The following is a 12,533-nucleotide window of genomic DNA, read 5'->3' as shown; positions in this document are numbered from 1 at the left end:
TTTATTCGCTGTGCATCTGGCTTTGCAGGTAGTTCTGGATGCCGACCTTGGCGATCAGGTCTTGCTGGGTTTCCAGCCACTCAATGTGCTCTTCGGTGTCTTCCAAGATCATCAGCAGCAGGTCGCGCGAGACGTAGTCGCCGGCTTTCTCGGCGGTGGAGATGCCTTCCTTGACCGTGATGTGGGCGGCTTTTTCCAGCTTCAGGTCGCAGCCGATCATTTCTTCGGTGTTCTCGCCGATCATGATCTTGTGCATCGCTTGCAGGTTCGGCAGGCCGTCGAGCATCAGGATGCGGTCGATCAGTTTGTCGGCGTGCTTCATTTCGCCGATCGATTCCTCGTATTCCTTCTTCGCGATTTTTTCCAGGCCCCAGTGGCGGTACATGCGCGCGTGCAGGAAGTACTGGTTGATTGCGGTCAGTTCGTTGGTCAGCTGTGCGTTCAGCAAGCGGATGACTTCGGCGTCGCCCTTCATGATGGAGCTCTCTCAAATAGTTACGGATGCCCGCATTCTGCCACGAAGTCGGATGCTATGTGTAGTTAATTTCGCGTAAAAGCAGAAATAACATATTTAATTGCGCGTAACGAGACCAGTGAAAATAATGAGAACAATTAGCATGCGCATCTGAAGTCAACGCAACCAAGTCAATTGTCCGGGTGTGAAGCAGCCAACCTAGTGTGGCAGCGGTCGGCGCTAGTATGGGTGTTCCAACTTTTCACCCAACAGGAGCATGCCATGGACTCGATCAACGCCAACCAGCCAGAACATAACCACGAAGACCTGATGGGCCAGGACGCCATCAAGAAAATCCGCGACCTGGTCGACAGCACGCCCGAATGCTTCTTCGTCACCAGCGACGCCAGCGGCGGTCCCGGCGACTCGCGCCCGATGCACGCAATGCAGGTCGATGACCTGGGCAATGTCTGGTTCTTCAGCGCCAGCGACAGCCTGAAAAACCGCGAACTGGCAGCCGATCCGTCGGCCACGCTGTACTTCCAGGGCGCATCGCACGAGTTCCTGCACCTCGAAGGCATCGCCACCGTGCTGCGCGACCCGGTCAAGCAAAAGGAATTGTGGAACTTCACGCTCAAGACGTGGTTCACCGAAGGCGAAGACGACCCGCGCATCACGCTGATCAAGTTCGCGCCAACCTACGGCTACTACTGGGATACCAAGCACGGACGTGCGGTGGCAGGTGTGAAAATGCTGGTGGGCGCCATTACCGGCAAGACCCTCGATGACTCGATCGAGGGCCGTTTGGATTTGTAATTAGCCGAGCTGGAAGTTGATCGGTACCAGCGCATACACGGGGATGGCCTTGCCATCCTCGACATACGGCTTGAACAACGCCTTCAGAACGGCCTGGCGGCCAGCTTCGTCCAGATTGGTCGATCCTGACGATTTCTGGATCACGACCTGCTCGGGCAAGCCTTTTTCGCCGATCAGCACGCGCAGCAGCACGACGCCGCTCTCGCCCATGCGGCGGGCGATGTTGGGATAGACCGGTTGCGGTGCACGGATGTAGTCGGCGCCGTTGATGGTTTTCGGTGCCGCAGGCGCCGGTGCTGGCGGCGCTGGCGTCGGCGCGGCGACCGGTGCTTGCGCGGTGGGGGGCGTGGGTTCGACGTTGCGCGGCGACGGCGGCGCGACCGTGATGGTCGGCTGCGTTTGCGGCGTGGGCAGCATCGGCATCGGCGGAATAAACTTCGGCACCTGCACCACCAACGGCACGGTCTTCGGTTCCGGCGGTGGCTTCAATGGCTCGGGCGAAGCCACGAAACTGACCGTGACCACCTTGGGCATGACGGCCTGCGCCACCTTGTTGAGCATACCGTTGCTCATCATCCAGAACAGCACTCCATGGACTGCCACAATTGCGGCCAGTGGGGCTGCCTTGCGTCCGCGCACGCGCCAGAATCGCCTGGCCCGCCACATCAGGCCGGAGCCATCCACGGACATCGCATTCGCGGTCCGTTCATAGAACATAGTATTCATATCAGTTGGTAAATACTGGGCGCTTGAGCACAGTTTCTTCGATGGCGACAGCCTGCGTGCTGGCCAGGTGCTCGTTCAGGATGTCTTCGGCGCAGCTGAAGCACTGGCCGCAGCAGGTGGCCACGCCCAGATCGCGGCGCAGTTCTTCCATCGACGTGATCCCAAACTCCATGGCTTGACGGATTTCACGATCAGATATGTTGTTGCAGACACATACAATCATTGACACACCTTCTGGCTAGGCTACGACACTAAGCGGGTTGATGACGGCAGACGGTTAGTTGGCTCAGAACAAGCTTGCTACTAACTTAATGCGAATCATTATCATTAGCCGTATACTGCCTCAGTTCTGTTGGAGATGCAAGCCTAAATAGTAGTCATTCGCATTAACGAATATAATGCTAGTATCCTGTTCTTTGCCGCACTAAAAGTTTGTTGCGCGCAGCCGACAAGGTGCCGACTCACCAGCCTGGATTTTCCCATGACGCAAGCTGTTCCCTTCCTCACTCTCGATGCGCTCGCTGTAGGCGCCTCCGCTATCGTCACCCAGGTGGCCCCTGGCGATGTTGCCGAAGACGGCGTGTCGCTGTCGCGCCGGCTGATGGAGCTGGGTTTTGTGCCCGGCGAAAAAGTCCGCCTGCTCAAGCGCGGCATGCCCGGCGGTGAACCGCTGGCCATCAAGGTGGGCAACTCCACCTTTGCCTTGCGCCGCTTCGAAGCTGCGCTAATTTCGATCCAACCGGAATAATTACCAATGGCTGTCGTAGAAAAAGCGGTGCACAACTCTCCCGCAAACTCCTTGCCGCCAGTCGTGGCCCTGCTGGGTAATCCCAACTGCGGCAAGACCGCGCTGTTCAACCGCCTGACCGGCGCGCGCCAGAAAGTGGCCAACTACGCCGGCGTCACCATCGAACGCAAGGAAGGCGCCTTCAACTCGCAGGCCGGCCACACCTTTCGCGTACTCGACCTGCCTGGCGCCTACAGCCTCACCGCCCACACCCCGGACGAGGCGATCACGCGCGACGTGGTGGCCGGCCTGCGCCGCGGCGACGCCGCACCCGACGTGCTGGTCTGCGTGGTCAATGCCACCAACCTGCGCCTGAACCTGCGCCTGGTGCTAGAAGTGCAGCGCCTGGGCCTGCCCATGCTGCTGGCGCTGAACATGGTGGACGTGGCCAGGAAGCGCGGCGTGGTGATCGACACCGCGCGCCTGGCGCAGGAACTGGGCATGCCGGTGGTGGAAACCGTGGCCGTGCAGCCGGGCGGCGAAAAAGCCTTGGTCGCCGCGCTCGACGCCATGCTGCCGTTGCCGCAGGTCGTCACCAAGCCACTGTCCGCGATCGATGCGGTGTCGGTGGAAGAGACCCAGCGCGAAGTGCGCCGCATCATCGCTGCCGCCGTCAGCGGCGACGACGAGGCATCGTCCACGTCGGAGAAAATCGACAGCGTGGTGCTGCACCCGGTCGCTGGCCCGATCATCCTGGCAGTGTTGATGTTCTTCGTGTTCCAGGCCGTGTTCAGCTGGGCCGCCACCCCGATGGACATGATCACCGGCGCGTTCGAGCACCTGGGCGGCCTGCTGGGCGCTTACGTGCCCGAGGGCCACCTGCGCAGCCTGCTGGTTGACGGCATCGTCGGCGGCGTGGGCGGCGTGCTGGTGTTCCTGCCGCAGATCCTGATCCTGTTCTTCTTCATCCTGATCCTCGAAGACTGCGGCTACCTGCCGCGCGCCGCCTTCCTGCTCGACCGCCTGATGGGCGGCGTGGGCCTGTCGGGCCGCGCCTTCATCCCGCTGCTTTCGAGCTTTGCCTGTGCGATTCCCGGCGTGATGGCCGCGCGCACCATTCAAAACCGGCGCGACCGCTTTGTCACCATCATGATCGCGCCGTTGATGACGTGTTCCGCGCGCTTGCCGGTGTACGCGCTGGTGATTGCCGCCTTCATCCCGAGCCGCGAAGTGTTCGGCATCATGAACCTGCAAGGCCTGGTCCTGTTCATCCTCTACGTGGCCGGCATCGTCTCGGCCATGCTGGTGGCGTACGTAATGAAGCGCACCATGGGCGGCAAGGGCAAGCACCCGCTGATGATGGAACTGCCGGCCTACCACTGGCCGCACCTGCGCAACCTGGCGCTGGGCCTGTGGGAGCGCGCCAAGATTTTCGTCACCCGCGTCGGTACCATCATCCTGAGCCTGACGATCATCCTGTGGGCACTGAGTTCGTTCCCGGACGCGCCGGAAGGCGCCACCCAGCCGGCCATCTACTACAGCGTGGCCGGCATCATCGGCCGCGGGCTCGAATACATCTTCGCGCCGATCGGCTTCAACTGGCAGATCTGCATTGCCCTGGTGCCGGGCATGGCTGCGCGCGAAGTGGCGGTTGGCGCACTGGGCACCGTGTATGCGATGTCGCAAACCGGCGACGAGCTGGCCAATTCGCTGGCACCCGTGCTGGCGGCCAGCTGGGGCCTGCCAACAGCCTTGTCGCTGCTGGCGTGGTTCGTGTTTGCGCCGCAGTGCCTGGCCACCCTGAGTACGGTGCGCCGTGAAACCAACAGCGTGAAAGCCGCCTGGTTCATGGCCGGATATCTGTTTGCGCTGGCGTACGTGGCGGCATTCCTCACGTTCCGCATTTCGACGGCAATCATCGGAGGCTGATATGTGGCAGAACCTTATCGTGGCAGTGATCGTGGCGGCAGCCTTGCTGCACTTCAGTACCAAGTATTTGCCGGCCGCCTGGCGCCGCCAGATCGTGTACCTGCTGGCGCGCCGTGGCGTGAACCAGGACAAGGCCGCCAGGTTTTTCAAGACCACGCCGGACTGCGGCAGCGGCTGCGGTTCGTGCGGTTCGTGCGGCACCGATGCCAAGGCGCCGGCTGCCGGTGCCGCCGGTGCCGCCGGTGCTTCTGGCGCCGATGCCTCGCCACCACTCAAGCGGGTGATTCCGCTGCACGTGCAGCGCTGATTCCCTCCATCGGGTAGCGGCGCCTGGCAGCCAACAATGCTAAGCTGGGAAATCGCGGCACCGCCGTTCTTTCCCAGGATTCCAGATGATCGTCGTTCACCACCTTAACAACTCGCGCTCGCAGCGCGTGCTCTGGCTGCTCGAAGAGCTGGGCCTCGATTACGAGATCGTGCGCTACCAGCGCGACGCCAAGACCATGCTGGCGCCGCCCGAGCTGCGCGCCATCCACCCGCTGGGCAAGTCGCCAGTGATCGTCGATAACGGCATCGTGGTGGCCGAATCGGGCGCCATCGTCGAATACCTGATCGACACCTACGGCAACGGCCGCCTGATCCCGCCGGCCGGCACCGAAGACCGCCGCCGCTGGACCTATTTCCTGCACTACGCCGAAGGCTCGGCCATGGCGCCGCTGTTGATGAAGCTGGTGTTCGACCGGGTGGAAACCAGCCCGGCGCCATTTTTCGTCAAGCCGATCATGCGCGGCATCGCCCGCAAGGTCAAAGGCAGCTACCTGGAACCGCAAATCGCCACCCACCTCGATTACCTCGAAGCCGAGCTGGCCAGGTCGCCATGGTTCGCCGGCCCCGAATTCACCGCCACCGACATCCAGATGAGCTTCCCCCTGGAAGCGGCCGCTGCCCGAGCCGGCCTCGACAGCAGTCGCCCCCGCTTGATGAGTTTCCTCGAACGCATCCATGCGCGGCCGGCATACAAACGGGCGATCGAGCGTGGTGGCGAGTATGCGTTGCTGAAGTAACCTGGGTGGCGCTACCAGATGGTTTGCACGTGAGGGTAGGCGCGGATTTTTTGATCGACGGTAACGAGCGGAATATTCATCGTGATTGCCGTGGCCACGATGATGCGATCGGCGGGATCTTTATGGAATTGGCCCGGCAGCTCAACCGATGCGATGGCAATGTCGTTATTGACGGGGATAAACCGGACGCGACGAAGTTTTTCGATTGCCGTAATCCAGTCATGCAGTTCAGCGGATAGGTCGATTCTTCCGTGAGCGTTTAACAGCGCGATCTCCCAGCACGACAGCGACGAAATTGTGACCCGGCTAAGTCGCCGGGCGTTTTCAATCGCTGCCTTGGCGGCGAGGGAAAGCCTGGGGCTGCCTTCAAACCACCAGATCAATGCATGGGTATCGAGCAGTATCATCGGAAGGGTGCATAGCCGTCAGCTTCGATAGGCGACACGATGTCGCCTTCGGTCAATACGCTGCCGCGCATTTTCTCGTCCGGTACGGAACGAAATGGGCGGATATCCAGTATTGGCCTGCCGTTTTCAGTGATGAAATAGATGTCGCTCGACGCCGCGATTTTTTTAATCGCCTTCTGCGGGTCTGCCAGAAACTCTTCCAAAGCAATTGTCGGCCACATGATCGCCTCCGTTACAGGTATGCATCGATCTTACGCTGTCTGTCACCGATTTCAAGCAAGCGCCACCGCACCCCGCTCGGGTAGAATGGCGGCTTGACCAAGTAGCCCGGACGATTTTTAACATGGGTAGACTCCTTGCCATCGACGGCCTCAATATCGTGCGCCGTGTCTATGAAGCCAGCCCCGAACCCGACAGCCCCGAGAAGGCCGAGATCGCGCTGCGCCACGCCTTTTCTTCATTGCGTAACCTGATCAACGATCACCAGCCCTCCCACGTGCTGCCTGCATTCGACTTTGGCGGCCGGACCTGGCGCCACGACCTGTTTGGCGGCTACCGCGAGGGCAGGGCGCCAATGCCCGAGCCGCTGCGCGCGGCGCTGCCGGCGTTTTACGACAAGCTGCGCGGCATCGGCATGCACGTGGTGTGCGTGCCCGAAGTGGAGGCCGACGACGTGATCGGCACCGTGGTGCTGCGCTGGCTGGCGGACAGCCGCGGCGACGCCACCGTCGCCAGTACCGACAAGGACTTGCACGGCCTGATCGCCCACGGCGCCCACGTGTGGGACCACTTCAAGGGCGAATGGCACGACCACGCCTGGGTCGAACGCAAGTGGGGCGTGCCGCCCGAGCAACTGCCTGACCTGCTGGCGCTGATGGGCGATGTCACCGACGCGATACCGGGCGTGTCGAAGGTCGGCGTGAAAACTGCAGCCCGGCTGTTGCGTACTTACGGCACTCTCGACGCCATCATGGCCGGCGCCGGCATTCTTAAAGATTCTCTGGGTGAAACTTTACGAAAAGAACGTGAAATGCTGTATCTTTCTCGACAGTTGGTGGCGCTGAAAACCGACGTAAAGGTAGGCGTCACCTGGAATATGCTGGCCTGGGAGCAGTTTTAAGATGTTAAAAGCGATAATTATCGATTCGAGCGCGGTCGCGCGTGGCCTGCTCAATACGGTGTTGCTGGACGGCGGTTACGACGTGGCGGGCCAGGGCCATACCTGTGCGGCCGGCGTGGCCCTGATGATCAAGCACAATCCGCACATCGTGTGCATCGCGCTGGAACAGGTTGAAAGCGACCTCGACGGCATGCGCGAGATCAAGAGCAAGTGGCCCAAGGCGCTGATCTTCATGGTCTCCAGCCAGCTCGACGCGGCCACCATCCAGTCCGCGCACGCGATGGGCGTCAACGGCTTTATCGTCAAGCCTTTTAAAGCCGACACGGTACTCAATACGATACGCAACGTGGTGATCGCGATGGTCAAGCGCCAGCGCGCGGCGATGGCGGCCAGCGCGCCCAAGCCGGAAGAGGGCAGCGGCGATCAGGCCGCTGCGGAGTAATCAGGACGTCGTCGAACTGTCGATAATTCCACCGCCGAGACAAACGTCGCCGTCATACAGCACGGCCGACTGTCCCGGCGTGACCGCCCACTGGGCTTCCATGAAGCGCAACGCAAAGTCCGAGTCGCCCTCGGGCGCCACTTCACAGGCTACGTCGGCCTGGCGATAGCGGGTCTTGGCCGACAGCGCGCGCGGGGAGGGCGCTTCGCCGGCGATCCAGCTGGCCTGGTCGGCGCGCAGCGTGGACGACAGCAGCCACGGATGGTCGTGGCCCTGCACGATGTACAGCGTGTTTTCAGCTACGTCCTTGCGCGCCACGTACCAGGCGTCGCTGCTGCCGTCGGGGTTCTTGTACGCCTTCATGCCGCCGACGCCGATGCCCTTGCGCTGGCCCAGCGTGTAGAACGACAGGCCGACGTGCTCGCCCACGACCTTGCCGTCCGGGGTTTTCATCGGGCCCGGCTTGTATGACAGGTAGCGGTTCAAGAATTCTCGGAACGGCCGCTCGCCGATAAAGCAGATGCCGGTCGAATCCTTCTTGGCGGCGTTGGGCAGCGCCAGTTTTTCGGCGATCTGGCGCACTTCGGTTTTCGGGATTTCGCCGAGCGGGAACAGGGTGCGCGACAACTGCGACTGGTTCAGCCGGTGCAGGAAGTAGCTCTGGTCCTTGGTGTGGTCGACGGCCTTGAGCAGTTCGAATTTTCCGCCGTTCTGGCGCACGCGCGCGTAGTGGCCGGTGGCGATCAGGTCCGCGCCCAGGTGCATGGCGTGATCGAGAAACGCCTTGAACTTGATCTCGGCGTTGCACAGCACGTCGGGATTGGGCGTGCGGCCGGCCTGGTATTCGCGCAGGAAGTCGGCGAACACGCGGTCCTTGTATTCGGCGGCGAAGTTGACCGCCTCGATGTCCACGCCAATCACGTCGGCCACGCTGGCCGCGTCGATCCAGTCCTGGCGCGTGGAGCAGTATTCGGAATCGTCGTCGTCTTCCCAGTTCTTCATGAACAGGCCCACCACGTCGTAGCCCTGCTCCTTGAGCATCCACGCCGCGACCGAGGAATCGACCCCGCCCGACATACCGATCACGACTTTTTTCTTGCTCATTGCGTCTATCCTTGGTTTAACCGACTGCAGTGCTGATTGCCTCTTTATAGACCGAAGCGTGGGTCTGTATCAACGCCAGCGGGGCGCGGATGCCGGCCAGGTATTCGTCCACGCATTGCAGCACGGTGGGGCTGCGGTGACGGTCGGCGCAGGCGGCCAGTTCGTCGCGCGTGAGCCACATGGTGCGCAGGATGCCTTCGTCGAGCGGGCGGTCGTGCTGGACGCCCGGTACACCGCAGAAGGTAAAGCGCAGGTACGTCACTTCCTCGCCGGTGCGGTTGGAGGTGTAGCGCGACATATACATGCCCACCAGCGCGGTGGGCGTGAAGTCGTACGCGGTTTCCTCCAGCGTCTCGCGGATCACGGCCTGTTCCAGCGATTCGTAGGGGTCCAGATGGCCGGCAGGCTGGTTGATGCGGATGCCGTCGCTGGTCTCTTCTTCGATCAGCAGGAACTTGCCGTCTTTTTCGACGATGGCGGCAACAGTCACAGAGGGTTTCCAGATACGCGGCATGAGTCATCCTTGAAAAGAGCCGACATTTTAGCCTGTTCTGGCAGCGTTGGCTTGAAACCCCTGTGCTTAAAACCAGCGTTTGCTTTGAACTTACGCAACATTTCATGGGATAAACAACGGCAGATAGCCACTTTTGCTCAAAAAACCATGTTAGATTGGGTAGTCAGTTTGTTAATCATTGCGGGTTGGCGAAAACCGTAGCGAGCGACCTGCTGTCGCTTCGAGTAGCGGAGGCGTACGGACGTACGCTGAGCAACGGAGAAGCGAGAGCGGGTGGCGCAGTAGGTTTTCGACATCCGCCAAGGGGGCACCATGAGAATAGGCATACCGGCCGAGACAAGGCCGGGGGAGACTCGGGTAGCGGCGACGCCCGAAACCATCAAGAAGTTATCTGCGAAACATCAATTGATCGTGCAGGCCGGCGCCGGACTGGCCGCCTCGATCACCGACGACGCCTACGCGGCGGCCGGCGCCACCATCGGCAACGCGGCCGAGGCCTTTGGTGCCGACGTGGTGCTCAAGGTACGCGCGCCGTCCGACGACGAGCGCGCGCTGATCAAGCCCGGCACGGTCGTCATCGGCATGCTCAATCCTTTTGACTCCGCCAACAACGTCGCCATGGCCACCGCCGGCCTGCGTGCGCTGGCGCTGGAGGCCGTGCCGCGCATCACCCGTGCGCAGTCGATGGACGTGCTGTCCTCGCAAGCCAACATCGCCGGCTACAAGGCCGTCATGATTGCCGCCAACACCTACCAGCGCTTCATGCCGATGCTGATGACAGCGGCCGGCACGGTCAAGGCGGCGCGGGTGCTGATCATGGGCGTGGGCGTGGCCGGTTTGCAGGCGATTGCCACCGCCAAGCGCCTGGGCGCGGTGATCGAGGCGTCCGACGTACGGCCGCCGGTCAAAGAGCAGGTGGAGTCGCTGGGCGCCAAGTTCATCGACGTGCCGTTCCTCACCGACGAGGAGCGCGAAATCGCCAAGGGCGTGGGCGGTTATGCCCGCCCGATGCCGCCGGACTGGATGGCGCGCCAGTCGGCGCTGGTCCACGAACGGGCCAAGCTGGCCGACATCATCATCACCACCGCGCTCATTCCCGGCCGCCCGGCCCCGGTGCTGATCTCCGAGGAGACGGTCAAGGCGATGAAACCCGGCTCGGTCATCGTCGACCTGGCGGTGTCACAAGGCGGCAACTGCCCGCTGTCGGAACTCAACAAAACGGTGATCAAGCACGGCGTGCACATCGTCGGCGAGCCCGACCTCGCCACGCTGGTGGCGGCGGACGCCTCGGCGCTGTACGCGCGCAATGTGCTCGACTTCCTCAAGCTGATCATCGACAAGGACGAGCAACTGGTCATCGACCGCGAGGACGACATCATCAAGGCCACGCTGCTGTGCGCGGACGGCCAACTGTTACGACAATAAGAGGGGACCCGCCATGGAAGTGAGCCACACCATCATCAACCTGATCATCTTCGTGCTGGCCATCTATGTCGGCTACCACGTGGTCTGGACCGTGACGCCGGCGCTGCATACGCCGCTCATGGCCGTTACCAACGCCGTCTCGGCGATCATCATCGTCGGCGCCATGCTGGCCGCCGCGCTCACCGAAGGGCTGGTCGGGCAAATCGCCGGCACGGTGGCCGTGGCGCTGGCAGCGGTCAACGTGTTTGGCGGTTTCCTGGTCACGCAGCGCATGCTCGAGATGTTCCGTAAAAAAGAGCCCAAGGCGAAGAAGGGAGACCAGCCATGAGCTTCATCACCATGAACCTGGTGACGATGATGTACCTGGTCGCCTCGGTGTGCTTCATCCAGGCGCTCAAAGGGTTGTCGTCGCCGGCCACTGCGCGCTCGGGTAACGCCTTCGGCATGGCCGGCATGGCCATCGCCTTCATTACCACCGTGGCGCTGATCCTCAAGCTGCGCGAGGAGGCGTTGCAGGCGGGCCTCAACGGTGGCATGGGACTGGCGCTGGTCGCGGTGGGCGTGGTGGTGGGCGGGGCGATTGGCGCCATTTTGGCCAAAAAGGTCGAGATGACCAAGATGCCGGAACTGGTCGCAGCCATGCACTCGCTGATTGGCTTAGCTGCCGTGTGCATCGCGGTGGCAGCCGTGTCCGAGCCGCACGCGTTCGGCATTGCCGCCACCGGCGAGCCGCTGCCGTTCGGTAACCGCATCGAGCTGTTCATCGGTACCTTCGTGGGAGCCATCACGTTCTCGGGCTCGGTGATCGCGTTTGGCAAGCTGTCGGGCAAATACAAGTTCCGGCTGTTCCAGGGGGCGCCGGTCAGCTTTCCCGGCCAGCACATGCTCAACCTGGCGCTGGCGATCTTGATGGTGGGCCTGGGGCTGGCGTTCTGCCTGGCCGACGGCGTGGCGCCTGCCTGGACGCCGTTTTTGATCATGACCGCGATCGCCTTTGTGCTCGGGGTGCTGATCATCATCCCGATCGGTGGTGCCGACATGCCGGTAGTGGTGTCGATGCTGAACTCCTACTCCGGCTGGGCGGCGGCCGGCATCGGCTTCTCGCTCAACAATGCCATGCTGATCATCGCCGGCTCGCTGGTCGGATCGTCCGGCGCGATCCTGTCGTACATCATGTGCAAGGCCATGAACCGTTCGTTCTTCAACGTGATCCTGGGCGGCTTTGGCGGCGCCCCGGCCGACACCAGCGCCGGCGGCGCCAAGGAGCAGCGGCCGGTCAAATCCGGTTCGGCCGACGATGCCGCGTTCATCATGGCCAACGCCGAGAGCGTGATCATCGTGCCCGGCTACGGCCTGGCCGTGGCGCGCGCCCAGCACTCGCTCAAGGAACTGGTGGAGAAACTGACCCACAAGGGCGTGACGGTGAAATACGCGATCCACCCGGTGGCCGGGCGCATGCCGGGCCACATGAACGTGCTGCTGGCCGAAGCCGAGGTGCCGTACGACCAGGTGTTCGAGATGGAGGACATCAACGGCGAATTCGGCCAGGCCGACGTGGCGCTGATCCTGGGCGCCAATGACGTGGTCAATCCGGCCGCCAAGGATCCGGGCTCGCCGATTGCCGGCATGCCGATTTTGGAGGCGTATAAAGCCAAGAGCATCATCGTCAACAAGCGATCGATGGCGTCCGGGTATGCGGGGCTCGACAACGAGCTGTTTTACCAGGCCAATACCATGATGGTGTTTGGCGACGCCAAGAAGGTGATCGAGGACATGGTGAAGGCGGTCGAGTAAAGCGGTGGGAT

17 protein-coding genes are annotated in these 12,533 nt (G+C 62.1%); 10 read left to right on the top strand and 7 right to left on the bottom strand.

Annotation, left to right across the window (positions count from 1 at the left end; translation table 11 throughout):
- Window position 1 precedes the first annotated feature (1 nt).
- Entirely contained in the window at window positions 2-475 is a 474-nt protein-coding gene (gene bfr / locus J2X54_RS24585) for a bacterioferritin (protein WP_070249213.1), read from the bottom strand.
- 261 nt (window positions 476-736) lie between these two features.
- Here bfr and J2X54_RS24580 point away from each other — a divergent pair, with 261 nt between their 5' ends.
- Complete coding sequence (locus J2X54_RS24580; protein ID WP_070249212.1) at window positions 737-1,270, top strand: pyridoxamine 5'-phosphate oxidase family protein; 534 nt, start codon at window positions 737-739, stop codon at window positions 1,268-1,270.
- On the opposite strand, the gene J2X54_RS24575 is transcribed toward J2X54_RS24580, so the two are convergent.
- Both J2X54_RS24575 and J2X54_RS24570 read right to left on the bottom strand, forming a co-directional pair.
- Complete coding sequence (locus J2X54_RS24575) at window positions 1,271-1,960, bottom strand: TonB family protein (RefSeq protein WP_310184407.1); 690 nt, start codon at window positions 1,958-1,960, stop codon at window positions 1,271-1,273.
- Window positions 1,961-1,997: 37 nt separating this feature from the next.
- The gene (locus tag J2X54_RS24570) at window positions 1,998-2,219 is read right to left on the bottom strand and encodes a bacterioferritin-associated ferredoxin (RefSeq protein ID WP_070249211.1); all 222 of its coding nucleotides are present in this window, start codon (window positions 2,217-2,219) and stop codon (window positions 1,998-2,000) included.
- 258 nt (window positions 2,220-2,477) lie between these two features.
- Between J2X54_RS24570 and J2X54_RS24565 the strand changes: the two genes are divergently transcribed.
- The 4 genes from J2X54_RS24565 (at window position 2,478) to J2X54_RS24550 (ending at window position 5,716) form a co-directional block, all read left to right on the top strand.
- Window positions 2,478-2,744: a FeoA family protein gene (locus J2X54_RS24565; RefSeq protein WP_056138224.1), complete on the top strand. Its 267-nt coding sequence runs from the start codon at window positions 2,478-2,480 to the stop codon at window positions 2,742-2,744.
- 6 nt (window positions 2,745-2,750) lie between these two features.
- The gene (locus tag J2X54_RS24560) at window positions 2,751-4,652 is read left to right on the top strand and encodes a ferrous iron transporter B (RefSeq protein WP_310184406.1); all 1,902 of its coding nucleotides are present in this window, start codon (window positions 2,751-2,753) and stop codon (window positions 4,650-4,652) included.
- A gap of 1 nt (window position 4,653) precedes the next feature.
- Window positions 4,654-4,959: a DUF6587 family protein gene (locus J2X54_RS24555; RefSeq protein ID WP_310184405.1), complete on the top strand. Its 306-nt coding sequence runs from the start codon at window positions 4,654-4,656 to the stop codon at window positions 4,957-4,959.
- Window positions 4,960-5,044: 85 nt separating this feature from the next.
- Window positions 5,045-5,716 carry a glutathione S-transferase family protein gene (locus tag J2X54_RS24550; RefSeq protein ID WP_070249208.1) on the top strand — a complete coding sequence of 224 codons (672 nt, stop codon included), beginning with the start codon at window positions 5,045-5,047 and terminating at the stop codon, window positions 5,714-5,716.
- An 11-nt stretch (window positions 5,717-5,727) separates the two neighbouring features.
- Here J2X54_RS24550 and J2X54_RS24545 read toward each other — a convergent pair whose 3' ends face one another.
- Window positions 5,728-6,123, bottom strand: coding sequence for a type II toxin-antitoxin system VapC family toxin (locus J2X54_RS24545; protein ID WP_310184404.1), 396 nt, complete (start codon window positions 6,121-6,123; stop codon window positions 5,728-5,730).
- Window positions 6,120-6,344 carry a hypothetical protein gene (locus tag J2X54_RS24540; RefSeq protein ID WP_310184403.1) on the bottom strand — a complete coding sequence of 75 codons (225 nt, stop codon included), beginning with the start codon at window positions 6,342-6,344 and terminating at the stop codon, window positions 6,120-6,122. The genes J2X54_RS24545 and J2X54_RS24540 overlap by 4 nt, the downstream gene beginning before the upstream one ends.
- Before the next feature lie 122 nt (window positions 6,345-6,466).
- Here J2X54_RS24540 and J2X54_RS24535 point away from each other — a divergent pair, with 122 nt between their 5' ends.
- Together J2X54_RS24535 and J2X54_RS24530 are read left to right on the top strand one after the other, a co-directional pair.
- Window positions 6,467-7,243: a 5'-3' exonuclease H3TH domain-containing protein gene (locus J2X54_RS24535; RefSeq protein ID WP_310184402.1), complete on the top strand. Its 777-nt coding sequence runs from the start codon at window positions 6,467-6,469 to the stop codon at window positions 7,241-7,243.
- A gap of 1 nt (window position 7,244) precedes the next feature.
- A complete protein-coding gene (locus J2X54_RS24530) occupies window positions 7,245-7,685 on the top strand; it encodes a response regulator (RefSeq protein WP_310184401.1) in 441 nt (146 codons plus the stop codon).
- Here J2X54_RS24530 and mnmA read toward each other — a convergent pair whose 3' ends face one another.
- Both mnmA and J2X54_RS24520 read right to left on the bottom strand, forming a co-directional pair.
- Entirely contained in the window at window positions 7,686-8,789 is a 1,104-nt protein-coding gene (gene mnmA / locus J2X54_RS24525) for a tRNA 2-thiouridine(34) synthase MnmA (protein WP_310184400.1), read from the bottom strand.
- Between the two features lie 16 nt (window positions 8,790-8,805).
- Window positions 8,806-9,303 carry an NUDIX hydrolase gene (locus J2X54_RS24520; protein ID WP_070249202.1) on the bottom strand — a complete coding sequence of 166 codons (498 nt, stop codon included), beginning with the start codon at window positions 9,301-9,303 and terminating at the stop codon, window positions 8,806-8,808.
- A gap of 312 nt (window positions 9,304-9,615) precedes the next feature.
- On the opposite strand from J2X54_RS24520, the gene J2X54_RS24515 reads away from it, so the two are divergent.
- The 3 genes from J2X54_RS24515 to J2X54_RS24505 are packed head-to-tail and all read left to right on the top strand — an operon-like array spanning window position 9,616 to window position 12,522.
- A complete protein-coding gene (locus tag J2X54_RS24515; protein ID WP_310184399.1) occupies window positions 9,616-10,728 on the top strand; it encodes a Re/Si-specific NAD(P)(+) transhydrogenase subunit alpha in 1,113 nt (370 codons plus the stop codon).
- A 13-nt stretch (window positions 10,729-10,741) separates the two neighbouring features.
- Window positions 10,742-11,056 (top strand): NAD(P) transhydrogenase subunit alpha, encoded by a 315-nt coding sequence (locus tag J2X54_RS24510; RefSeq protein WP_070249200.1) that lies wholly within the window; start codon window positions 10,742-10,744, stop codon window positions 11,054-11,056.
- A complete protein-coding gene (locus J2X54_RS24505) occupies window positions 11,053-12,522 on the top strand; it encodes an NAD(P)(+) transhydrogenase (Re/Si-specific) subunit beta (protein WP_310184398.1) in 1,470 nt (489 codons plus the stop codon). Before J2X54_RS24510 ends, J2X54_RS24505 begins: the two co-directional genes overlap by 4 nt.
- Window positions 12,523-12,533: the final 11 nt, after the last annotated feature.

This window comes from Duganella sp. 3397, from assembly GCF_031456625.1.
Lineage (GTDB): Bacteria > Pseudomonadota > Gammaproteobacteria > Burkholderiales > Burkholderiaceae_D > Rugamonas > Rugamonas phyllosphaerae.
The sequence above is the reverse complement of the archived record's forward strand: the minus strand, read 5'-3'. Positions and strand labels throughout refer to the sequence as shown.